Annotated in this window: 19 protein-coding genes and 1 pseudogene; 6 read left to right on the forward strand and 14 right to left on the reverse strand. The window is 63.3% G+C overall.

Features of this window, described 5'->3' with window-relative positions:
* Nucleotides 1–25: 25 nt before the first annotated feature.
* A pseudogene (hrpA, locus tag B2527_RS19615) lies at nucleotides 26–1,892 on the reverse strand (ATP-dependent RNA helicase HrpA); the annotation flags it as partial.
* A gap of 87 nt (nucleotides 1,893–1,979) precedes the next feature.
* Between hrpA and B2527_RS16620 the strand changes: the two are divergent.
* Nucleotides 1,980–2,528 (forward strand): Dps family protein, encoded by a 549-nt coding sequence (locus tag B2527_RS16620; RefSeq protein ID WP_293716254.1) that lies wholly within the window; start codon nucleotides 1,980–1,982, stop codon nucleotides 2,526–2,528.
* 448 nt (nucleotides 2,529–2,976) lie between these two features.
* Nucleotides 2,977–4,779 carry a DNA helicase RecQ gene (gene recQ, locus B2527_RS16625; protein WP_293716257.1) on the forward strand — a complete coding sequence of 601 codons (1,803 nt, stop codon included), beginning with the start codon at nucleotides 2,977–2,979 and terminating at the stop codon, nucleotides 4,777–4,779.
* A gap of 6 nt (nucleotides 4,780–4,785) precedes the next feature.
* On the opposite strand, the gene B2527_RS16630 is transcribed toward recQ, so the two are convergent.
* Together B2527_RS16630 and B2527_RS16635 are read right to left on the reverse strand one after the other, a co-directional pair.
* Nucleotides 4,786–7,545 carry a serine/threonine-protein kinase gene (locus B2527_RS16630; protein WP_293716260.1) on the reverse strand — a complete coding sequence of 920 codons (2,760 nt, stop codon included), beginning with the start codon at nucleotides 7,543–7,545 and terminating at the stop codon, nucleotides 4,786–4,788.
* 16 nt (nucleotides 7,546–7,561) lie between these two features.
* A complete protein-coding gene (locus B2527_RS16635) occupies nucleotides 7,562–8,116 on the reverse strand; it encodes an ECF-type sigma factor (RefSeq protein WP_293716262.1) in 555 nt (184 codons plus the stop codon).
* 1,209 nt (nucleotides 8,117–9,325) lie between these two features.
* Here B2527_RS16635 and B2527_RS16640 point away from each other — a divergent pair.
* Both B2527_RS16640 and B2527_RS16645 read left to right on the forward strand, forming a co-directional pair.
* Nucleotides 9,326–9,709 carry a hypothetical protein gene (locus B2527_RS16640; protein WP_293716265.1) on the forward strand — a complete coding sequence of 128 codons (384 nt, stop codon included), beginning with the start codon at nucleotides 9,326–9,328 and terminating at the stop codon, nucleotides 9,707–9,709.
* 9 nt (nucleotides 9,710–9,718) lie between these two features.
* On the forward strand, nucleotides 9,719–10,690 hold the full coding sequence (locus B2527_RS16645; RefSeq protein ID WP_293716405.1) for an RES family NAD+ phosphorylase: 972 nt from the start codon (nucleotides 9,719–9,721) through the stop codon (nucleotides 10,688–10,690).
* A gap of 49 nt (nucleotides 10,691–10,739) precedes the next feature.
* Here the strand turns inward: B2527_RS16645 and B2527_RS16650 are convergent, their stop codons facing one another.
* On the reverse strand, nucleotides 10,740–11,669 hold the full coding sequence (locus B2527_RS16650; protein ID WP_293716267.1) for an SOS response-associated peptidase family protein: 930 nt from the start codon (nucleotides 11,667–11,669) through the stop codon (nucleotides 10,740–10,742).
* Nucleotides 11,670–11,722: 53 nt separating this feature from the next.
* Between B2527_RS16650 and B2527_RS16655 the strand changes: the two genes are divergently transcribed.
* The gene (locus B2527_RS16655; RefSeq protein WP_293716270.1) at nucleotides 11,723–11,956 is read left to right on the forward strand and encodes a hypothetical protein; all 234 of its coding nucleotides are present in this window, start codon (nucleotides 11,723–11,725) and stop codon (nucleotides 11,954–11,956) included.
* Nucleotides 11,949–12,173, forward strand: coding sequence for a hypothetical protein (locus tag B2527_RS16660; protein ID WP_293716273.1), 225 nt, complete (start codon nucleotides 11,949–11,951; stop codon nucleotides 12,171–12,173). The genes B2527_RS16655 and B2527_RS16660 overlap by 8 nt, the downstream gene beginning before the upstream one ends.
* A 2-nt stretch (nucleotides 12,174–12,175) precedes the next feature.
* On the opposite strand, the gene B2527_RS16665 is transcribed toward B2527_RS16660, so the two are convergent.
* The 10 genes from B2527_RS16665 to B2527_RS16710 form a co-directional block, all read right to left on the reverse strand.
* Nucleotides 12,176–12,568 (reverse strand): hypothetical protein, encoded by a 393-nt coding sequence (locus B2527_RS16665; RefSeq protein WP_293716276.1) that lies wholly within the window; start codon nucleotides 12,566–12,568, stop codon nucleotides 12,176–12,178.
* Nucleotides 12,565–13,203 carry a hypothetical protein gene (locus B2527_RS16670; RefSeq protein ID WP_293716278.1) on the reverse strand — a complete coding sequence of 213 codons (639 nt, stop codon included), beginning with the start codon at nucleotides 13,201–13,203 and terminating at the stop codon, nucleotides 12,565–12,567. Before B2527_RS16670 ends, B2527_RS16665 begins: the two co-directional genes overlap by 4 nt.
* Nucleotides 13,200–15,689 (reverse strand): TipJ family phage tail tip protein, encoded by a 2,490-nt coding sequence (gpJ, locus tag B2527_RS16675; RefSeq protein WP_293716281.1) that lies wholly within the window; start codon nucleotides 15,687–15,689, stop codon nucleotides 13,200–13,202. The genes B2527_RS16670 and gpJ overlap by 4 nt, the downstream gene beginning before the upstream one ends.
* Complete coding sequence (locus B2527_RS16680; protein ID WP_293716284.1) at nucleotides 15,686–16,015, reverse strand: NlpC/P60 family protein; 330 nt, start codon at nucleotides 16,013–16,015, stop codon at nucleotides 15,686–15,688. Before B2527_RS16680 ends, gpJ begins: the two co-directional genes overlap by 4 nt.
* Nucleotides 16,012–16,482, reverse strand: coding sequence for a DUF1833 family protein (locus B2527_RS16685; RefSeq protein ID WP_293716286.1), 471 nt, complete (start codon nucleotides 16,480–16,482; stop codon nucleotides 16,012–16,014). The genes B2527_RS16680 and B2527_RS16685 overlap by 4 nt, the downstream gene beginning before the upstream one ends.
* On the reverse strand, nucleotides 16,482–18,260 hold the full coding sequence (locus tag B2527_RS16690; protein WP_293716289.1) for an SGNH/GDSL hydrolase family protein: 1,779 nt from the start codon (nucleotides 18,258–18,260) through the stop codon (nucleotides 16,482–16,484). Before B2527_RS16690 ends, B2527_RS16685 begins: the two co-directional genes overlap by 1 nt.
* Nucleotides 18,257–18,697, reverse strand: coding sequence for a hypothetical protein (locus B2527_RS16695; RefSeq protein ID WP_293716292.1), 441 nt, complete (start codon nucleotides 18,695–18,697; stop codon nucleotides 18,257–18,259). The genes B2527_RS16690 and B2527_RS16695 overlap by 4 nt, the downstream gene beginning before the upstream one ends.
* Nucleotides 18,690–21,479 (reverse strand): tape measure protein, encoded by a 2,790-nt coding sequence (locus tag B2527_RS16700; protein ID WP_293716295.1) that lies wholly within the window; start codon nucleotides 21,477–21,479, stop codon nucleotides 18,690–18,692. The genes B2527_RS16695 and B2527_RS16700 overlap by 8 nt, the downstream gene beginning before the upstream one ends.
* A gap of 178 nt (nucleotides 21,480–21,657) precedes the next feature.
* A complete protein-coding gene (locus B2527_RS16705) occupies nucleotides 21,658–22,092 on the reverse strand; it encodes a hypothetical protein (protein ID WP_293716298.1) in 435 nt (144 codons plus the stop codon).
* Entirely contained in the window at nucleotides 22,089–22,838 is a 750-nt protein-coding gene (locus B2527_RS16710; protein WP_293716301.1) for a hypothetical protein, read from the reverse strand. The genes B2527_RS16705 and B2527_RS16710 overlap by 4 nt, the downstream gene beginning before the upstream one ends.
* Between the last annotated feature and the right edge of the window lie 14 nt (nucleotides 22,839–22,852).

Below are 22,852 nucleotides of genomic sequence, written 5' to 3' on the forward strand. Positions count from 1 at the left end.
CGGCCGAAGGTTTCGTCCTCGCCCAGTGTCCAGCCCAGTTCCTCGCACAACAGGCGTAGCTGGCGATGCAGTTCGCGCCATTCGCGCATGCGCAGGAAGCCCAGGAAATGACGCCCGCACCAGTCGCGCAGCTTGGACTGGGTGAGCTCCTCGTGCGCGCCACGGTAGGCGTTCCACAGGCGCAGGATGCCGATGAACTCGGAGCGCGCATCGGCAAACAGCGCGTGGGCATTGTCGGCGGCTTCGCGCGCCTCGGGCGGACGCTCGCGTGGATCCTGGATGCCCAGGAACGAGGCGATCACCAGCATCTCGCGCAGGCAGCCCCCCTTCTGCGCCGCCACCAGCATGCGCGCCAGCTTCACATCCACCGGCAGACGTGCCATCTGCCGGCCGATGGCGGTCAGCTTGCGCTCCTCATCGATCGCACCCAGTTCGGCCAGCTGCTGCCAGCCATCGGCAACCGCACGCTCGTCCGGGGCTTCCAGGAACGGGAACTCGTCGATCTTGCCCAGGCCCAGCTGCAACATGCGTAGGATCACACCGGCCAGCGAGGAGCGGCGGATTTCCGGATCCGTGAACTCCGGCCGGCTCTGGAAGTCGGCCTCGGCATACAGGCGGTAGCACACGCCCTCCGACACACGCCCGCAGCGGCCCTTGCGCTGGTTGGCGCTGGCCTGCGACACCGGCTCGATATGCAACCGGTCCAGCTTCTGGCGCGGGCTATAGCGCTTGACGCGGGCCAGCCCCGGATCGATCACGTAGCGGATGCGGGGCACGGTCAGCGAGGTTTCGGCGACGTTGGTGGTCAGCACCACGCGGCGCTTGGCACCGGGGTTGAAGACCCGGTCCTGGTCCTTCGCCGACAGGCGCGCGTACAGCGGCAACACCTCGGTTTCACGGTACTTGCGCCGCTCCAGCGCCTGGTGCGCATCGCGGATCTCGCGCTCGCCTGGCAGGAACACCAGCACGTCACCGCGCGGATCACTGCGGGTGATCTCATCGACCGCTGCAACGATGGCTTCATTGACCGACATGGGGTCGCTGTCGGCCTCGTCACGGCGACTATTGCCGGCTGCCGGCTCGGCTGCGGCCTTGTTGCCTTCCTCCAGCGGCCGGTAGCGCACTTCCACCGGATAGGTACGGCCTTCCACGCTGACCACCGGCGCGTCGCCGAAATGACGCGAGAAGCGTTCGGTGTCGATGGTGGCCGAGGTCACGATCAACTTCAGGTCGGGGCGCTTGCGCAGCAGCTGCTTGAGGTAGCCCAGCAGGAAGTCGATATTGAGGCTGCGCTCGTGCGCCTCGTCGATGATCAGGGTGTCATAGCGCGACAACCAGCGGTCCGAGGCGATCTCGGCCAGCAGGATGCCATCGGTCATGAACTTGATGCGGCTGTCCTCGCCCACCTTGTCGGTGAAGCGGACCTGGTAGCCGACCACCGTCCCCAGCTCGGTCTGCAGCTCCTCGGCCACGCGCGCGGCCACCGCGCGGGCGGCAATACGGCGCGGCTGGGTGCAGCCGATCATGCCGGCGCTGCCGCGGCCTGCAGCCAGGCACAGCTTGGGCAGTTGGGTGGTCTTGCCGGAGCCGGTTTCACCGGCGATCACCACCACCTGGTGGGCGCGGATCAGGGCGCTGATCTGCTCGGCTTCACGCGCGATCGGCAGTGCCTGGTCCATGGTGATGGCGATCGGGCGCGCCGCGCGTTGCTGGCGCTGCGCACAGGAACGCTCCAGCAGCTGCCGGAAGGCGGCCTCACTGGCCGCATCGGGCTTGCCCTGCCAGCGCGAGAGCAGCCCCAGCAGGCGGCCACGGTCGCGGCTCATGGCGCCGTCAATGGCGGTGCGGGCCTCGCGCAGGCGGTTGGGCAGGTTGGTTTCGATAGCGCTCATCAATGGTTCAACGTGAAAACTTGAAATACAGGTATGTTCCCCATAGCGCTATTGTGAAGCCATTCAACCCGCCAAGGAGAAAGCGTCATGGCCAAAGCCAAGAACAGCAGCAAACCAGAAGCCGGCAAGAAGAAGCTGGCAGCCGCCGCGCCGTCCACACCCGGTGTCGATATCGGGATCAAGGACAGCGATCGCAAGAAGGTAGCCGATGGCCTGTCCCACTTCCTGGCCGATGCCTACACGCTGTACCTGAAGACCCATAACTTCCACTGGAATGTCACCGGGTCGATGTTCAATTCGCTGCACAACATGTTCATGGACCAGTACACCGAGCAGTGGACCGCCCTGGACGAGATTGCCGAACGTATCCGCGCGCTGGGCTTCAACGCACCCGGCTCCTACCGTGAGTTCGCCGCGCTGACCTCGATCCCGGAGGAGCCCGGCCTGACCGACAGCGCGGACTGGCGCGAAATGGTACGCCAGCTGGTGGTTGGCAACGAAGCGGTATGCCGCACCGCGCGCAAGGTACTGGACCAGGCCGACGACGCCGACGATGCCCCCAGCGAGGACCTGCTGACCCAGCGCCTGCAGATCCACGAAAAGTATGCGTGGATGCTGCGCTCGCTGCTGCAGTAACGCAGCTGTGTAGTGCCGAGCCATGCTCGGCAAGCGGCCTGCCCAGCAATGCCCCAGCCGAGCGTGGCTCGGCTCTACCAAAAAAAATAGCTGCAGCCTCGTAGTGCCGAGCCATGCTCGGCAAGCGGCCTGCCCGGCAATGCCCCAACCGAGCGTGGCTCGGCTCTACCAAAAAAAGAAATAGCTGCAGCCTTGTAATGCCGAGCCATGCTCGGCAAGCGGCTCGCCCGGCAATGCCCCAGCCGAGCATGCCTCGGCGCTACCAACAACAAACAGCTGCAGCCCGCGTAGTGCCGAGCCATGCTCGGCAGGCGGCTTGCCCGGTAGCGCCCCGCCGAACATGGCTCGGCGCTACATTTGGGGTCGTGCAAACCTGAACCGGATGCTCGGCCGCCACTGACCCTGTGGCGGTCCGTCGGCCCGGGCCGTCAGCGGGTAAACTACGCCGATGTCCCAGAGTCCCGCGCAGCAACTGCTCTCCAGCGTTTTCGGTTACGACAGTTTCCGCGGCGACCAGCAGGCAATCGTCGAACATGTCGCCAGCGGCCACGATGCGCTGGTGCTGATGCCTACCGGCGGCGGCAAGTCGCTGTGCTACCAGATCCCGGCACTGCTGCGCGATGGTTGCGGCATCGTCATCTCGCCGCTGATCGCGCTGATGCAGGACCAGGTGGAAGCACTGCGCCAGGTCGGCGTACGCGCCGAGTTCCTCAACTCCACACTGGATGCCGACACCGCCGCACGGGTGGAACGCGCGCTGCTGGCCGGTGAACTGGAGCTGCTGTACGTGGCCCCGGAGCGCCTGCTGACCGGCCGCTTCCTGTCCCTGCTGGGCCGCGCCCAGGTGGCCTTGTTCGCCATCGACGAAGCGCACTGCGTGTCGCAATGGGGCCATGACTTCCGCCCCGAGTACCGGCAGCTAACGGTGCTGCACGAGCGTTGGCCGCAGATACCGCGCATCGCGCTCACCGCCACCGCCGACCCGCCCACCCAGCGCGAGATCGCAGAACGCCTTGACCTGTCCCAGGCCCGCCATTTCGTCAGCTCCTTCGACCGCCCCAACATCCGCTACACGGTGGTGCAGAAGGACAACGCCAAGCGCCAGCTGCTGGCCTTCCTGGGCAACCACCGCGACGAAGCCGGCATCGTCTATTGCATGTCGCGCCGCAAGGTGGAAGAGACCGCGCAGTACCTGTGCGAACAAGGCATGCGCGCCCTGCCTTACCACGCCGGCATGCCGGCCGAGGTACGTGCCGCCAACCAGCGTCGTTTCCTGCACGAAGACGGCATCGTGATGTGCGCCACCATCGCCTTCGGCATGGGCATCGACAAGCCGGACGTACGCTTCGTGGCGCATACCGACCTGCCCAAGTCGATGGAAGGCTATTACCAGGAAACCGGGCGCGCTGGCCGTGACGGCGAACCGGCCGAAGCCTGGCTGTGCTACGGCCTGGGCGACGTGGTGCTGCTCAAGCAGATGATCGAGCAATCCGAGGCCGGCGAGGAACGCAAGCAGCTGGAGCGCTCCAAGCTGGACCACCTGCTCGGCTACTGCGAATCCATGCAGTGCCGCCGCCAGGTGCTGTTGGCCGGTTTTGGCGAAACCTACCCCCAGCCCTGCGGCAACTGCGACAACTGCCTTACCCCGCCCGCCGCCTGGGATGCCACCGTGCCGGCCCAGAAAGCATTGAGCTGCGTATACCGCAGCGGCCAGCGCTTCGGCGTGGGCCACCTGATCGACATCCTGCGCGGCAGCGACAGCGAACGCATGCGCCAGCTTGGTCACGACCAGCTGAGCACCTATGGCATCGGCAAGGACCTGGATGCGCGCAGCTGGCGCGGCGTGTTCCGGCAACTGGTGGCGGCCAGCCTGCTGGAGGTCGACCCCGAAGCCCATGGCGGCCTGAAGCTGACCGATGCCAGCCGCGACGTGCTCAAGGGCCGGCGGCAGATGATGATGCGCCGCGAGAGCCCTGCCAGCCGCGAACGCGAGCGTGGCGGGCCACGCACCGGCTTGCCGGTGCAGGCCGAGGATCTGGCCCTGTTCAATGCCCTGCGCGGACTGCGCGCGGAACTGGCGCGCGAGCAGAACGTGCCGGCCTTCGTCATCTTCCATGACAGCACCCTGCGCAACATCGCCGAGCAGCGCCCGACCAGCATCGATGCATTGGGCCGCGTGGGTGGCATCGGCGGCAGCAAGCTGGCCCGCTACGGCGAACGGCTGGTGGAGATCGTGCGCGAGCAGGGTTGAAACATGCTATTTCCGCTGGGCCTGCGACCTGCGAGCCAGCAGTTCCAGGCCTTCGGCCTTGCGCAGATCCGGTGAACCGGCGACCTGTACGCGCCGCATTACCGGCAGCGCGGCCGCCAATGCCTGCAACGCGGCCGTTGGCTGATCCAGCTGCAACAAGGTTTCGGCCAAGCCCACCTGGGCCCTGGCCGTTTCCAGATGGTCATCGCCATGCAGGGCCTTCGACTGCGCCAGCACCTGCTGACGCAACGGCAGTGCTTTGTCCGGCGTGCCCCTGCGTTCCTCCAGCGCCGCTCTTGCCATCAACCACGCCGGCCGCAGCGTAGGTACCACCTGGTCGTGCAACTGGTCCAGCAATGCCTGCGCCTGCACCAGCTGGTTCTGCCGCGTGTGCCAACCAATACGGAACAGGCGCGCCTCCTGCCGGCCCGGGGCATCGGCAGGCAGTGCTGCATTCAAGCCCTGGTCGGCATGCAGCAACAACGTGCCAGCCTCTTCCATGCGTCCGGCACGCATCAACAACCACCCCAGCCCCGCCTCAGCGCGCAGCGCAGCCGGCGCTTCGTCGCCCAGCTGGCTTCGCCGTATGTCCCAGGCCCGGCGGTACATGTGCGCGGCCACATCCATCTGCCCGCGCAGTTCATGCAATGCGCCATGGTTGAACAAGCCCATCGAGTAACCGACCGAAGCCGGGCCTTCGATCGCTTCACTCAAGGCCAGACGCGCCCTGAACTCCGCCTCCGCGGCAGGGTAGTCACCCATGTCGACGTACAGATCGGCCAAGGCATCGTGCTGCACCAGAATGAAGCTGTTGTTGACACCGTACAGGTTGCGCACGTGCGTCATGCCGGCCTGCAGCAGCGGCAGCGCCTGCGCATACTTGCCCTGCTCACGCAGCAACTGCGCCAGGCGCATCTCCACTGCCAATGCCAGGCTGGTGCGGCGCCCATGCAGGCCTTCCAGTACCTTGCGGAACGCCTGTTCGGCTGCCGCATGGCGGCCCCAGCGCAGGTACAGCAGACCTTGGTTGTAGGTGATTTCATGCAGCACCGCACCGCCATCAACCGTCGGCAGCCCGGCCAGCTTTGCCTGCGCAGCCAGGTAAGCATTTTCCGCCGCCTCGAAGTGCTGCTGGTTGGTCAGCGCCAGCGCCTTGGCAGCCAGCAGCGCCACCTCGACCTCCGCTGAAGGCTGCCTGCCCAGCAGCCCGAGCCCACGTTCGGCCAACGCCTCACCCAGGGCACCATTGCCCTCACTGGTTTTCAGACGCGACAAGCTCGCCAATGCCGCCGCTGCATCCATGGGCCGGTCGACATCGGGCTGGATGAAACCTTCATAGGCACGCTGCAGCAGCTGTTCGGCCTGTTGGGCCACCCCGGAATTCTGGTAGGCCGTACCCAATACCATCTGCATGCGTGCACGCTCAACCGGCGCATCGCGCAGGTCCCGTTCCACTTGCAATGCCGCCTTGTCCAGCATCTGCCGCGAACTCAGGTCTTCCTGACCACGCTCGGTGTGCAGGAAGGGATCGGCGGTTTCGAACATGCCTACCATGAACTTGCTGATCTGCTGCGCTATCGCCGCCTCTTCCTGGGCCTGGCGACGGTTCTGCAGCAGCCCGGTCACGAACACCGCCAGCAGCGCCACCACCCCCACTACCGCAGCCACCCCCTGCCAATGCCGCTGCAGACCCTTGCCAAGCACATACAGGCGCCCGCCCTCGCGCGCCCGCACAGGCTCGTGCTGCAGATACCGTCGCAGATCGCCGATCAAGGCTTCCACCGACCGGTAGCGCTCGTTCGCATCCAGCGCACAGGCGCGTTGCGCTATCGCGTCCAGGTCCCCCGTCAGCTGCCGACGCCAGGGCAAGGCAGCCGACGCGTGTACGCTGGGCAGGGGCACTGGCGTTTCCAGGTCGTCCGTCCCGCGATCACAGCTGCATGCCGACAACAGCTCAACCAACATCACCCCCAGGCTGTAGACATCGCTTGCCGCGACTACCGGCTGGCCGCGGATGAGTTCGGGGCTGGCATAGGTTGGCGTGCAATAACCTGCTTCCTGCTTCTCGCGGCTTTCGTTGAGCAGGCGTGCCAGACCAAAATCCAGCAATACCGGCTGCTCATTGGGCAGCACCAGGACATTGCGCGGCTTCAGGTCGCAATGCAGCACCAGTTGCTCGTGCGCGGACTGCACGATGTCACAGATGGCCAGAAACAACTGCAGCCGCTGCTCCAGCCCCGGCTCGTGGTCAGCGCACCAGCTGTCCAGCGGCATGCCGTCGATGTATTCCATGACCAGGTAGGGGTGCCCATCCGGTGTGGTGCCACCGTCATACAGGCGCGCCACGTTCGGCAACTGCAGGCCAGCCAGCACCTGCCGTTCCACTCCCAGCCGCTCCACTTCGCTGGCGCCGGGCATGCCATGCAGCAACTTGATGGCCACCGTGCGCTGGTAGACACCATCAGCACGTTCGGCCTTGAATACCGTGCCCATCCCACCCTGGGCAACGCGCTCGGTCAGGCGCCACGGCCCCAGCCGCTCGCCCACGCCGAACTCGGGAGCCAGCGCACGTGCCAAGGCCGTATCAAGACGGTTGCTGACCCGGCTCAATCCCACCGTCTGCGAACGCAGCAACTGCAGGACCTCCTCGCGCACGGCCGCATCGTCGGGGCAGTGTTCGAGCAAGGCCTGCTGCCACTGCTCGCGCGGCAACTCGCATACCGCATCAAACAGATCGCGAACCTGTCGCCACGCTTCAGTCCCCATGGCCCGGCGTTCCGCCTCAGCGCAATTGGCGGTTCAACCACGCCCGCGCAAAACGCAGGTCACGGTCGACGGTAGGCGCGGACACACCCAGCACCAATGCGATCTCATCGCGATTCATGCCACCAAAATAGGTCAACTCGATGGTGCTGGCTGCGCGTGGCTCCATTTCGGCCAGCTGGTTCAATGCCTGGTGCAGGGCCAGCACGTCGTAGCCGATGTCTGCACCATCCTGCACCTGGTCGGCATGCGACAGGGTCAGTTGTTCAGCGCCCGCACCACGCTTGTCAGCCGAGCGCGCACGCAGGTGGTCCACCAGCACCGACCGCATCTTCAGCGCGGCGATGGCCACGAAATGGGTGCGATCCTTGTACTCGGCGTCACTGCCCAGCAGGCGCATCAGGGACTCGTTGACCAGGGCTGCGGGCTGCAGGGTGCCGTTGGTCTGCTGGGACAGACGGTTGCGGGCAAGCTGCATCAGGTCCGAATACATGGCTTCGAACAAGTGCTCTCGCGCCTGCATGTCGCCTTGCTGCCAGCGATGCAGGAGTTGGGTGATCTGCTGCCTGCTCAATGCTGCTCCCGCGTAACGGCCTGCGCCCGTCCAGCCAACCGCGCCGGAACCCATCACGTCAATGGTAGGACCCTGACCTCTTGCTGCCAACTGTACCTGCTGGCATGCGCCGCGTGCGTGGCGCTGGTCCCCCAGGGCGGCAACAAAAAAGGCCCCGGATCGCTCCGGAGCCTTTGCAGTATTGGTGGGCCGTGAAGGATTCGAACCTTCGACCAAAAGATTAAAAGTCAGATGGAAAACCCTTGTGGCACAAGGGCTGGCGCCGGAAATCCGCTCCGCAACCTACTCTCCACCCGACCATCTAAGCCTTTGATCCGAAAGGTTCCGTTTTTCTTTGCGGAGCGGAATCAGGCCGCGTCATCCGGCTCCCACCGGCTGGCCATGGCCAAGAACCTGGCAGCCTCCCGCCGCAGCCTGTCGGCGCCGGCACTGCTCCGGTGCCTCGATCGCCAATCGCCGGACGCTGCTGCGTCCACCTGCCGGGCTTGGTTCCACAGTGATTCCGCCCGCTTTCGTGCCCATTGGGCCTTCCTGCTTGTCGTCGTCATGGGGCCAGTACTGGGGCCGGTCAATCGCAAGGGTCGCGACGCCGGCAACGCTGGCTGAAGGGAGTGCCGAGCTAAGCTCTGCAGCGCCTGACGGCATTCGGACCGGTGCGCCTGCCCAGAGACAACAACGCCAGCTTGTCCCGTTTCCGCTGCCGCGGCCTAGTCAGCCGGGTGGCCAGCTCATCGCCGCGGGCAGCCACCCAGCGCTCGACCCAGTTCTTACCCTGGTCAAAAGACCCGGCCTTGAACCAGAACGTCCGGCCCTGCCAATGCAGGCGTCCATCGATTTTGCCGCCCTCCATCAGCCCCAGCACCGCCACAGTCTGGTAGTTGAAGCACAGAAAGCAGGTGTCGGGGCTGTCTAGCCAGCGGTATGGGTTTGGGAGCATGGCCCAGCTTGAAGCCCGGGCGTCTCAGGGGCTGGGATCGGCCCCCGTCTCCCAGCGCGCTGCAACCACTTTTTCAGCCGCGCAACGAGCGATTGCTATCCGTGCTGGAATGGTCCACGATTGATGTTAATGCCACGAAAATTTCACATGTGATTGTTTTTATTGCAAATTCACGTGGTTGACTATTGGTTGACCGCTGGTGGAGGAATGGTGCGCTAGAGCAATTGCTATGTAATACTCCGCTCACCCGCCCACCCCAAATGGTTGCTCTGATGCACACCGCCTCGCTCTTTCTTAGTGTCCCGAATCGGGACACTTTGCATTTCGGCAACGGCCCCGAGTTCGAACCGAGAAAAGTTGCCGAGTTCATGCAATTGGACCGCAACGCTGTCTCGAAGATCGCATCGGTATCCGCCGCGTCAGTTCGCTGGGACCAGAACGCACCCAAAGCCGTAGTAGAGCGCTTGGAAGAAATCGGTGCTGTAGCGAACATGGTGGCAGACATCTTTGACGGAGATGTCGCAAAGACAGCGTTGTGGTTCCGAACGAAGAATCCCATGCTCGGTGACATCGCTCCGCGTGACATGGTGAGGCTGGGCAGGTACGACCGGCTGAGAAGGTTCATTGTTTCCGCGATCCAAGAGGATAGGGTGTAAACCTTGTCTATGACCCCTCGGGCAAAGCAGCCGGTCCCTATTCACGGGATGCACAATGACTTTACTGCTGACATCAACCTATTGGAGCGCTTCACGGAGTCGGATTTAGAGACTTGGAAGCGTCGTTCGCGTGAGCTGGATCAAGTCCACGACTCGCTCTATCACGGACTGGAGCCGGAGCGAACCAGGCGACGCGAGCAACTTAGTGCGGCCCTGAATTCCAAACCAGCGGCCCCGTTTGACTTCCAGTCATGGGGCAGGATGGTGGAGTTTCGTTATAGCAATCAACCGTTGTCTGCTGCTGGCAGTGTCAGGTCGATAGGCGGCAGGTTTAATATTGGAAACGATTGCGATGAATCAGGCGCGGCGGTTGTCTTTCCGGCGCTCTACATAGGGGATTCATATGAAACAGCACATCGGGAATGCTATCAGATTTCCCCTGAGAAAATCCGCGAAACCGGACTCTCAGCCTCAGATCTGTGCCTACGGAAGAGCGACAGCTACATCAGGCTACGTGGACATATCGAGCGTGTGTTTGATATGCGGGACCTTCGGAACCTAGCGCCTGTAGCAAAGGTCCTATCAAAGTTCGCCGTGCCGCCAGAACTGGTAAAGCTTGCTCGCTCGCTCAAACTTGGGAAGCCAGAAACGCTACTTATTCGTACTCCGAGCCGCCTGCAAAAAAACCTTCAAGACACCAACTGGCGCGGGTGGCCGACACAATTTGGACTTCCTTCCCCAAGTCAACGCTTCGGCCTGATGCTTAGGTGGGCCGGCTACGAAGGCGTTCTCTATCGATCAACTAAGCAACCGGGCGCGAACTGTCTTGCTGTGTTTCCCAGTAATTTCTCAAGCGATCGAACCTACGTTGAGATGCAGGACCCAGGGCCCGATACGGTGACACACCCCAGATTAGATATCGCAACTGCGGACAGCCTATGCGGTTGGGAGTTCGTCCGAGAAAAAGACCGCGCCCCGTAAACCATAATCCGCCCACGGGCAACGCTGCCCATCCGAAGGACACACTGCGTCAGGCTGCAATCTTGTGCTCGTAGAACGGGTGCCGCTTGTCATCGAAGATGGCGTACATGTCCTGCAGGTTGTGCGGGTCCGGATTGAGCCACGCCTCGATGTGCTCGGGCTTGATGTTGATGATCGTCCGGTCGTGGCCAGCGGCTGCCACCTCCGGTTCGGGTTCATCGGTCACCGCGGCGAAGCTCAGTAGATCCGGCTCCACCCCCTTCGGGTCCTTCCAGTGCGACCACAGGCACGCGATGAGCATGTCCTCGCCGGTGCGCGGAACGAACTCCAGAATCTGGTTCTCGCCGTCGACCTCGACGTGCTCATAGAACCGGCTGGCCACGATCAGCCCATGCGTGTGCCCGAACTGCCCCTTCCAGAACCCCTCCAGGTTGTCGCGGCGGGCGTTGTAGGTGCCTGGGTACTTTGCATCGTAGGCGGCCGGCTTCCCAGCCGGCCGGCACTGGTAGCGCATCGGCTTCACGACCAGCTTGCCGTTCTCACTGACGAGAACCGGGCAGTAGTAGCCGGGGAAGATGCGTCTGTCCCGTGCCAGGAGGTTCGCCCGCTTCAGGTCCGCCACCTTCCGGTTGATCTGTTCGATCTTGTTGCCGGCGATACGCTGCTCGTTTGCCGCGGTCTTCGTTGGTTTGGTGGCCAGCTTCTGCTCGGCGGCAGCCAGACGCTCGGTCTGCTTGGTCAGCTCCGTCTCAAGCTGTGCGACTTCCTCGTTGTCCCATTCCCGAATCTCAGCGGCAATGGCGGCAACGCTGGAATCACCAGGCCGGAGGAAAGACAGGTCCAACGCCCTGGGCGTCTTGGGGCGCGGATTGTCCCCTTCCCGCAGCCAAAGCTTGGCGAAGGTCTGAAGGTCGATCACCGCACCGTAGTGCAGGACGAACTTCTTGTAGTCGGCTTCGATCTGAGCTGAATAGCACACGTATCACCTCCGTTTGACCGGAGCATAACGCCCGCCGGGCATAGGATTTGTCCATGAACGCAAAACTGACCCGCTCAGAACTGGACGACCGCTTGGACGACCTGAAGGCCCGGGCGGCGATCATCGCCAAGTCCAGCCCGGAAGGTGAACAGGCCGAGGAAGTCGCCGGAGAGGCCGAGGTGATAGAGCAATACGTGGCACCCGAGGACTGGGCTTACTTTCACGGTTGCGTGGAGAGGATCATCCGCGAGGCTGGGATGGTCGAGCCGGATAGCGACGATGAGTAACCAGCAGAAAGCCGACTATGAGCTGGCGTTCAACGAAATCGGCCATGCTCTGCTGCAGCATGGCGAGTCAGAGGCCTTCTGGGTGGCCTGTGATGAGGTCGAGGAACGCTTGATCGACGCCTACCCGGAAGACGAAACGGCCATCATCGAGCTTGTCGCCACCTGGCTGGTGAAACTCGGCGTCTCGCCAGAAGGCAGCCTGCCGGGGTTTGTTTAGGCCTACAGAACCGCCCCAGCATCCACCGGTCCGCTGATAGGCGCCGCAGCCAGCGATACCCTGATGCTGACACTGGACAGCAGCACGTCTGCCCACGGTCGGGTGACTGGCTCGCCCAGAACTGCCAGCAGGCAATCACGCGATATGACGGCAGCCGTTTCAGTGTCCACCACTGCCACCGGCGCCACATGGGAGAACTCGGTCACCACCGGGCGGCCCTCTGCGTCCAGGACCGACGCTCCCGAACTGTCGATCGCTCTGGCCTTTGCGCGGAATGCAACGCCCGTAGCCACACGCTCGCAGCTGCAGCTGCTGGCAACAAGGGCGCCGGTGTCCAGCTCCACCACCTGCTCGCCGGCGAGGCACGGCACGTCATTTCTCTTCTCGTAGGTCATACCGCTTGCTGCTCCGCTGATGGGTTCTTGGCACCGCCGCCACCGCCACCGCCACCGATACCACCGCCGCCAGTACTGGGCGGCGCGCCTACGGCGGGAAAGGTGATCTTCAGAGTGGTGATCGCAATGCGTCCATTGCCGGCCGTTGAAGTGATGTAGTCCTCGGTGACCCCGAGATCCACAGAGCCACCCTCAAGCCGGGGGTCGTCATAGAACAGGTAGATGGTCTTTTCGGTTTCAGGCGCGCCGGCGACCGACGCGCTGCTCGCACCGTAGTTGATCGTGGTTCCTCCGATCACGAGCGTGCCGGCGCTGACGCTCACGGTGGCCACGCTGTCCGTGGCGCTGTAAGTGACCGAGGTGTCCACATCCCAAACGCTGCTGATGTTGGCCACCGAGTTCACCGGAAGGGCCAGCGCCCCCTCGCGGATCGTTGAGCCTACCGTGTGTTGCAGCGTGGCTGGAGCAGACATGCGACCGGTGTGGTCCACGTTGCGTATCTCCACGTCGTAGGTGACACCGCGGCGCACCGACCGCAACTCGATGTTCTGACCTGCCGGAATGCGGTCGACGATCCATTCCGTCCCGTCAACACCGGCAACCCGGTAGCGCAGTTCCTGCGCGATGATCGTCATGCTGCAGCCCTCAATTCCGTATGCAGCTCCGACTGGCGGCCGATGCCGATGCGAACCACAGGAGCCACGATCCCGGCATCGTCCGGGTCATCCGCAATGGAGTCACTGATGACGCCCAGGATCACCGGCACCGGAACTTCAGCATAGGTCGTGCCAGTGATCTCACTGACGATCTCCGCCGGCGGGTCACTCCAGAATGGCGCCACTCGTGGGTCGTAGCGAACGGCGGTGAATTCTGTCACCTGGCCGCCATCGCTGTACCGCACCCCCGTAACCAGCAGCTTCTCCGTGATGCTCTCCGCCTCACCGATCACACAGCCGTCGCCCGGCCACACCCTTGGCTGCGGCGACGGTCCGGAGGTCATGGGGATGGATTCAAGCCAGAACGTATCCGTCTCGCCGCCGGCGCCAACGATGCCAGCGATCACCGCACTGCCATCGGCGCACCGGAACTGCGCGCTGTAGCGCTTGCCGGCCTGCGTAGTGACCATCTGGTCAAGGACCAGAGTGGGCCTGCCCGCAACGCTGCCAATGCTGACCACCCTGCCCCAGCCAGAACCCCACTCCACCAGGTCATGGGCCACGTCGATCACGTCGCCCCGGGTGGTTCCAAGGCCGGCCACGTCGCTGGTGAAACCGTAGCTTTCCGGGCGGAACTTGCCCTGGGCCAAATGGAACCGGCCCACGCGCCAGGCGTGGATTGCATCCTGCGCGAACCGCAGCTGCATGGTCTCGAACTCTGCCGGCTCGGGCAGTGATGACGGGTTACCCCGAGCATCCACGCCACGATAGCTGTACCCGTCGTCCAACACGATTATCTCGTCGTCCTGATAATCCGCTGCCGGGTTCTTGAACTGGACCCGTAATGCCTGCGGCAGCCGAATGAACGGACGCGACATCGTGAAATTGTCGATCTCCAGCGGGGTAAAGGTCATGCTCGGCAGCGTCTCGCCTGAGTCGTAAACGATGCTGTACTTTCCATCGCGCCGGCCCAGCGAACCGAGCGAGCACGACAGCAAGTCCTCGATCAGCTCGGCCGCAGTGGTTGCCGCGTCCACGACGCCCCGGGCCTCAAAGCTGTTGGTCTCGCAGAATTCGGCGTAGTCGGCGAAGGTGTCGAGATGGATGCGGCCTGCAGGCACATGCTTGCTGAAAGCGGGGCACTCGGTTAACAGCCAATACGCCACCCATGCCGGATTAAGGTTGACCGCTGGAGCGGCCCAGGTGTCTGCGTCACGGTCATAGACGCGGACATTCTGCCGGACCACCAGCGACAAGCTCTGCAGCGTGCCGTTGAGCTGGTCCGTAGCCTTGATGCGCATGGCCAACTTGTTGGTGCCGGTGGTGCTCGGCAGCCCCGGCTTGATCGAGCGCAGCGAGCTCCATGTGAAATCGGTGATGTAGGTATTTTTGGAGCTGCCCTTAGGTGTATCCGTGCGGGTCACTCGGACTTCGTACTGCGCTGCTGGCACATCCCAAGCGATGCCGGCGGCGAAAGCCTCTGCCTTCTCCATACGGACAGCGAAACGCCCGTCCCCCATGGGCGTCATGTACGACAGCCGCGGCGTCGCCGGAGTGACCCACGCATCGCTGCTGCCTGCGAGGCGGTACTCAATGCGCCAGTGCACGCCCATGCTGAACTTCTTGCCGCTGGTGCCTACGCCGTAAAGCCCGCCAGGGGCTACCAGATCCAAGGCGATGCGAGTAATCCCTGGAGCAGTCGTGCGTGTCACGACATCGGTGTCGTCCATTGATGCACCAACCGCAACCTCGGCCACGTCATTGGTGTAGATGGTTGGCGTGCGGGTGATCTCGTAGATTACCTCGTCAAACTGGCTGATCGGAGATTCGCCGATCTTGATGTCAGCCACCTCGATGTCGCCATGGCCAAGGTCAAACAGGCAGTACTGGTAACTGCTCTCGCCCACCGCTTCGCTGTACGGGATAGCAGCATGGGGCGGATAGAAGCGCGATTCGCCAATCACGAAGGGAATCACCCCGCCAGGGCTGATCTGGTTGGACGTGCCGGTGAGTGCGTTCCACTTCGCCGTCGCGTCGTTGCTACCACCTGGCGTCGGCGGCTTGGTCAGTGCACTGATCGCAAGCGAGCCGAGCATGTACACGCCAACCGCAGCCCATGTGCCATACGTGCTGGCGATGATCCCCGACGCGGCACCTGTGCCGATACCGAAAGTGAAATACGTCAGCGCGGCCATGGCCACCACTGCGAGTACTTGGCGCCCTGTGTTGCCGTGCAGGGAGCGGCGGGTAATGTGGATGGCAACTCCCGCTTTGGGTCGAAGCTGCCTCCAGTAGGCACTCGGCACCTCATGCCCTCCGACGCGAACCTGCAGCTCATCGTCGGCAAGGTTTCCGCCGCCGCATGCCTGCATGAGCATGGCACGTAGTGTCTGCCCCCCATCAACGAGCACCACGCCCACGTCCTGGGAGAACTCGTGCGGACGAAGCATCAAACTGTGCGTCATTTCTCACCCTTGTAGCGGTAGTAGCCCTCGATCCGGCTGGACCATAGGGGCGATGAAAGGAACTCGATACGGCTGCGGGAGCCTTCCTCGACGTGAAGGAACCGACCGCGCCCAATGCACACCCCGACGTGGTCGGGCGCAGCGCCGGTGTGGAAGACCACCACGGCCAGCGCCTCAGGCCTTGGCACCCGTTCCCAGTCCGTTGCCCGTTCGGGTTTGATCACCGCCGGCAGCGGCACGCCATGCGCCGCCAGGACGCGTGCGGCGAACACACGGCAGAAGTGCCGGCCCTCATAGGGGATGCCAACTAACGGTTCAAGGTTCACTGGTACAGCCCCTGCGAATTGGTCGGGCCGTAGGTTTGGGCCGGCACGCGTTGGTTGAGGAAGTCTTCCTCGTGTCCCAACTGCAGCGTGACCTGCATGATGTCCGCCTCAGCACTGAGCACTGAGAACTCGCACGGCCCGAGAATGGGCTTGTCGGGCTCACTTGCCGTCACCAGCTCCAGCGTGGCCATCGGGATTCCGGTTGCATCGCGCAGCAGCCTGGTGACGTCGCGCTCCACGTTGTCGATGCGCACTGAAACGTTGCTTCCCTTCTCGTCGCTGTCCTCGGGGAACTGAGGTTCAAACGGATATGGCTGATACACCCCGTCCGCCTTTGCCAACGGCTCGGTGTTGTTGACGATGCGGAAAGTGTCGCCGGCCACGATCTTCAGGCACGGCAGGAAAACCTCCGCCGTGTCCTGGGCGAGGATTGCTCTGGCCTGTGCCGTGGTCAGTGTACGGGGCATCAGAAGATAGCCCCGAGAAACGCGCCGACGCGATCGGCAAGACGCTGGAACCCAACGCCGGCAGCGGGATGCAGCCCGTCCGCCAGGTAAGTCGCCGCGTTGTACTGATTAATGCCAGCCGTGCGGTACAGATCCAATGCGGGCAGGTGCCGCAACGCTGCAACCTCTCTCACTGCATCAGCGAACTCAATGAGATACGTCCCGTTGGTGTTTGGGTTCGCATCCGACTCAAGGCCGTCCCCAGCACTACGCCGCGAGCGCCACATAGGGGACACGAACGCAATCTTCAAATGCGGGTATGCCGTCATTAACTTGTTGATCGTGTAGTTGATTGCACCCTTGAAGGTATCTGCAGTCGTGTCGGTATTCGCTCCCAGTACGTTGTCACCGCCCCAATCATTAGTGCCGAAGGCGATCACCACGTATTCGACAGTTGCCCAGTCCGTGGCCGCAAGTGCTGCAGCCTGGGGACGATTGTCATCACCCTCGAGCGCGTAGAGGTCTTGAGCTGCCGCGGTCAGTTCCGAGTAGTCGCCGGTCGAAACGTAGTCGGCCAGCTTCCACATGCTCATCTTCCCGTAGAGAATTCCAGCCGCTGTGCTGTTGTGGAGCCCCATCCTGCAGCCGCCAAAACCAAACTTCAGCGCCACGCAGCCAAGCCTGGTTGCCACGCGCTCCGGGTAATCGCCGTTCTCGGTGATTGAGTCACCAAAGAACGCAACCTTCTTTCCTTGGATCGGCGAAATACCTGCGGACTTTGTTGGCCCCCAAAGATAGAACACGTTCGTGTCAGTTCGTATCGTGCGCCTCCAGGCCACATCAGGACTCTGCAGGCTTGAGTACTCTTGTATCACCCACGATCCATGAACGCTGACCTCCAGAAAGCCGGAAGCGGGCGCCCCAACTGGCAGATCAGAAAGCGCTGCGGTGACTAGATATCGGCCATCGGCGAGGATCGAGTTGGCACTGCCACTGGAAAGAGAAGAGCGGTAAGCGGTTTGAACGACCCAGGGGTTGTACGTGGGCCCGTTGTTGGGACGTATCGATCGACGCCACACGGTCGTCTGACCGGTGAGCCCGAAGTATTCCTGCAGGACGTAGGTGTCGCTATTGAGCGACGTGACGACCAGCATTCCACTGGCAGGCGCTCCAGAAGGCAGATCCGAGACAGATCCCGAAACGAGGTATCGGCCCGCCGCGACCACTGCGTTCACGCTACCGCTGCTCAGGCTGCCTTTGTAGTTGTATCCACCTGCCAACTTGGACGCCGTTACCGAGGACACAGCGAGCTTCGGCCCAGTGACTGCCGCTGTGGCGAGCTTGTTTTCTGTGACAGCACCGTCTGTGAGCGGGGCCGTAACCGCCTTTAACCAGGAACCGGCGCCACTTGCGCCAAGCTTGCGGTAGGTTCCGTTGTTCGATGAACTTGCGTCATTGGTCACGACCGCCAACGATCCCGCTGGATGGGCGAGATCAGCATTCAAACTCGCAAGCGAGTCGAAACCCATCATTCCGCTGGACCGGATGGCCTCGACGTCATCAATCTTCTGACTCAGCGCCAAGTCAGCAGCAGCTGATACTGCAGAGGCTTCTGCGATCTTGCCCTGCAAAAACTCTTGACTATCTTCGACCAGCGAGGGGACGCCTGCAGGAATAGGAAGATCAACAGCTGCCGCGAGGAATGACTTGCCGCCCTTCACCACACGCACAAAGTCAGTCGCGCCAGGCGCGGTTACCGGCAGATCACGCTCTGGAATTTTCTCGTCGGTAGTGCTCACGTCGTCAAACCCTCGTCGGTATCGGTTTCAAGCTGGGCGCCCAGCTCGTCGGTAAGTGGGAACGTGCCGGTGAAGTTGCGATGGAGCACGAGCTTCAGGTCGGCGCGGTAGATGTCTGCCCACGTGCCGTGGGTTGGCCTGCCTTGGAACTGGTACTCGGCCAGGCGCGTGGTGTCGTTGGGCTTGCGGAAGTCCCACCAGTTGAAGCGAAGCACGCCGCCGGCGCAGGTGTAATCGTGGAAATCGAGCAGCACCTGCAGTTGCGCGGCGGTCGGGTAGATCGCGCAGGAGAAGATCTCCGGAACTGCTGTTACCAGGCGCCGCGTTTTCATACCGGCCGGGAACTGGCTGCGCACAACGCCATCGAAGGCAGGCGACCAGTTCAGTGAATCCCATTCCGGGCAGGGAATGCTTGATGGCATGACGAGATCAAACACGGGATACCCCCTGACGGCGCCAGCCGTAAGCCTGCTGTCCAGCCTTTGCCACCTGTCCGCCACCCGAGATATCGGCAGCTACCGTTTTCAGCACGAAGTCGGCAATCAGCCGCCCGCCGTCCTGACGCTGCCCGGTCTGCTCCAGAGTTGCTCCACCGCTTGTCTGGTTGTTGATGTTGATCTGCACATCCAGGCCGCGCGCACTGTCGTATGCCACAGTCTGCTTGCGCGATAGCACGCGCTCACCGGTTTGCAGAATCGACAGGCGCTCATCACTATCAAGACCAAATCCGCCGCCGCTATGGAAGCGCGGGGCATTGCCCAGGAGCATTGAACTGATCGGGAGCCTCACGCGCGTACCGCCGTACCCCACCTTCCCGCCGCTGTGGTATTTCTTCAGCGAAACTGACGATTTCCCCGTCGCGTTTCCTGTCGCCGTGCCGCCGAACAGGTCTCGGATCATCCGCAATGCGGCTTCCTGCGCGACCATCTTCGCGACTCCGGCTACGAAGCTCTTGACCATGTCAGCGAACGCTTCCCTAAAGCTCTTTGCGCCGGTAGTCAGGTCCCCGAGGAAGTCTCCGAAGGACGAGACGGCGATGTCCTCCATCTTCTGCTTGAACACCTGCTGGGAGGCGGTGATCGAGCCGATCTGCACGTCGATGGCACCGATACCTGCCAGAACCGCGGCGTGCTCTGGGGTGCCCTCCTTCATGTCGGCCAGCGATGCCTGCGCAGCCACCCGCAGCGCCTGCAGGTCGGTGATGGCCTTGGCACGGGCAGCGGCCACCTGCCGTTCGCCTTCGCTGTAGCCAAGCATGCCGCCGGCTACCTGCGCGCCGATGGAGGCTTCCTTGCCCTGCAGCGCGTTGGCGATATTCTCGCCGGCCTGCTTCAACTCGTCAGCTTTGGCCTTGGCAACCAGCCGGTCGATCAGGTTCTCGACCATCTTGCGGCCGGTCGCATCGCTACTGGCGTCGAGCCGCTTGAAGAGGTCCTGATACTCGGTTTCCAGCTTTGCGCGCTCGGCGGCTCCAGTGCGGCCGTCCAGCTCCATCAGCTTCAATTGCACGTCGCCCAGCGACTTGGCGAGCTCATCCTCGGCCTTCTTCTGCTCCTGCGCCCCCTTCGTCGCGATATCTGCGCGGTCGCGCTGCAGGATGGTGATCTGCTCTTCCAGCTTCTGCCGCTTGCCGGCATCCTTCGTGGCCGCCAGTTCGGCCTGTGCCTGGGCGATCTGCAGATCGATCGACTGCTGCTGCAGCTCCAGCCGTGTGGCGAAATACTCGCGCATGCCGATTTCGTTTTCGGCATAGAGCCGGTCAAGCTCGGCAAGGGCCCGGGTAACGGAATCGCGCATCAGTGCGTTGGAGGCCGCCACGGCCTTGCCGGCGCCACCGCCACCACCCGAACCATCGCCGCCGGTTTCCGATGCCTTGCCACGGACGCGGGCCGTGGTCGCGTCGATCTGCGCGAACAGACCGGTGACGCCGCGGGCCAAGTCCTTGGCGTCGCTGCGGATCATGTCGCTGGCCGCCTGGAACCCGGCCACCATGCTTTGCCGCTGCGCGGTGAGATCGTCCATGATCCCGCCCACACCGGCCGCATATGCCTTCACCGCGGCTACCGGGCCTTCGTCCTTCAACGTCTGCCAGGTGTTGGCAATGTTGCGGAACGCACCGCCGAGGTACTTCACCAGCCCTTCGGCCACCTTGAACCCCGTGGTGCCGAGTGCAGCCAGCACAAGCGTGATGATCTCCACCACGTTCTTCACGACTATGCCGGCCGCTGCCAGCACGCGGAACACGTTCGCGAGGAACTCACCTGCGCCTGCCAGCCAGCTCGTTTTCTTGCCGAGGGAATCGGCGGCGGATTCGGTGTCGCGCAGGTTGTTGGCCACCTGTTGCATCAGCTCCAGGATGGGCTTGAAGAACTGTGGCAGATCAGTGGCGATATCGCGCAGGATCGACACGAATGCCTGCGCCGAACCGGTGGCCTCGTTCTGGTCGCCGACGAAGCGCACGAAGGAGTTGCGGATCTGCGCGAAGGCGCCGCCGATGGTCTTCGGCATCTTCTCGTATTCGGCGCGCAGGTCCGCCTGATCCTTCAGCAGGGCTTGGGCCAGATCGCGATTGCTCACTTTGCCGGCGTTGACGTAGGCCTTCACTTGCCCGCTGGCAATGCCGAGGTGCTTGGCCAGCGCTTGCACGATGCGCTGGCCACCCTCGTTGATGGAATTGAACTCCTCCGCCTGCACGCGGGCGCTTCCAAGCGCCTGGCCGAACTGGCGCATGACGCCGGCAGATTCTTCGCCGGTGCTGCCGGAGATGGCCAGCGCCATCGATACCGCTTCCGTCAGCTCGAGCTGCTTCTTCTGGCTCAGCCCTACCTGGTCCGCGGACTGCGAGACCTTGTTGTAGAGCGCTACGGTTTCCTTCCAGCTGGCCTGCGTGCGCTGGGCGATATCGAAGGTCTCATCCTGCGCGGCGTTGAACTCCTCCTGGCTCTTCGTCGCCAAGCGCAGGCGGCCGGTGATGCCGGCGGCCTCATCGGAAACCTTGGCCAGCGAGCCCAGTGTGCGCAGCGAGGCGTAGGCAGCGACAAACCCGACCAGCTGTGCCCGGGCAGATTTCAGGCCGGCCACCCAGCTGGACGTGTTCGGACCGGAGCGCGCGGCATCATCCTTCAGCTTGCGCAGGTCACCACGCAGCACCGCCAGCCCCTGTTTGATATCCGCAAGGTCTGCCGAGATGCGTACACGCAGATTGGGATTGGTAGCCATCAGCCGGTGAGCCCCTTGAGGTATGCCGAAAAGTCTTTGCCGTCGTACTGCGCCGCGCGTGCGGTTACCGCGTCATCTGCCAGCTTCCTGCGCCGGCTGCGCTCGGCCGCTTCGGTGAAGGCCCGAAGCTGGCCGAGCGTGTACTGCTTGATGTCGCTGAAGCTGTGCCCTTGCTCGATCAGGAGCTGGAGGGCATCGGCCCAACTCCAGGCAACCGCTGCGCCATGCCGGCCAGGAGCGGCGCGACGCTCTGCGTAAAAAAATCCCGGTTCACCCGCAGGCAGGCTTGCGTGAGGCGCACCACGTCATCGAGGTTTGCGGCCTCCACGTCAGCGACGGACACACCGGCCGCGAGCGACAACGCATCGAAGAACTGCTCGCCGTGATCGCCCATCAGGTCGACGATCTGCATCACGTTGATGTCCAGCTCGTCGCCTTCGCCGGTGAGCACGTTGTTGTCCATCAGCGCCTGGATCACCGGCCGCGCGGTACGAATAAGCAAGGGAATCCGGCCGGCCGGGATCGGCAGGATCTCCACCAGCTGTCCGGCGAACTCCACCGACGTGCTGGCCGGAGCCAGCACGTCAACGTCCGCGGTTACGGAAGGCGTCATGCCACGTCTTCCAGCACGACGGTGAAGTACTGCGACAGGCCGGTGCCCTTGGTGGTGTCCGCCATCAGGCCGCCGGTCACTTCGCCGGCGCCGTACTCTTCGCCGATCAGGCCCATGCTGGCCAGCAGGCCGCCACTGACCTTGTGCGCATGCACACGCACGCGCTTGCCGCTCTGCGCTTCGTTCAGGCCGACGAACAGCATTTCGTACTGCTTCGCGGACTGGGTGAGCGCCTCCACCACCTTCTGCGCGGCGTTGGCGTAGGTGACCTTGATGTTTGCGGCGCCGGCCGCCGGGGCGGTGATGGTGCTGCCGGTGGGGACGAAGATGCCGCCATCGCGGAACTCGAAGTCCGTGCCGGCGGTATACGTGGTGGCGCCGCTGGCGGCCTTCACCGCGGTGATGCCGGTGGCCACCTTCGACAGCGGAGTGAAGCCGCCCTTGTAGGCAACGACCTCTTCCTCGGTGACGGTGCCGGCGGCCACGGTAGTGACGGACGAACGCAGGGTGCGAGCGAAGTTCTCGGCAGCGAAGTCGTGGAAGGTGTAGGCCGTTTCCACACCGGTGAGGCGCGCCACTTCGTTGCGGTTGCCGCCACCCGGGTTGGTGTAGTCGATCAGGTTCTTCTTCTCTTCCTGCGGCGAGAAGGTGAGCGCGGAGCAGTTGCCCACTTCCTCGAACGCGGTGGCGGCACCGTACTCGCGGATCAGGAGTTTGCCGCTGCCCAGGTAGCTGTGGTCTTTCATGTGTGTGTCTCCAG

Source organism: Stenotrophomonas sp. UBA7606 (assembly GCF_002477705.1).
GTDB lineage: Bacteria > Pseudomonadota > Gammaproteobacteria > Xanthomonadales > Xanthomonadaceae > Stenotrophomonas.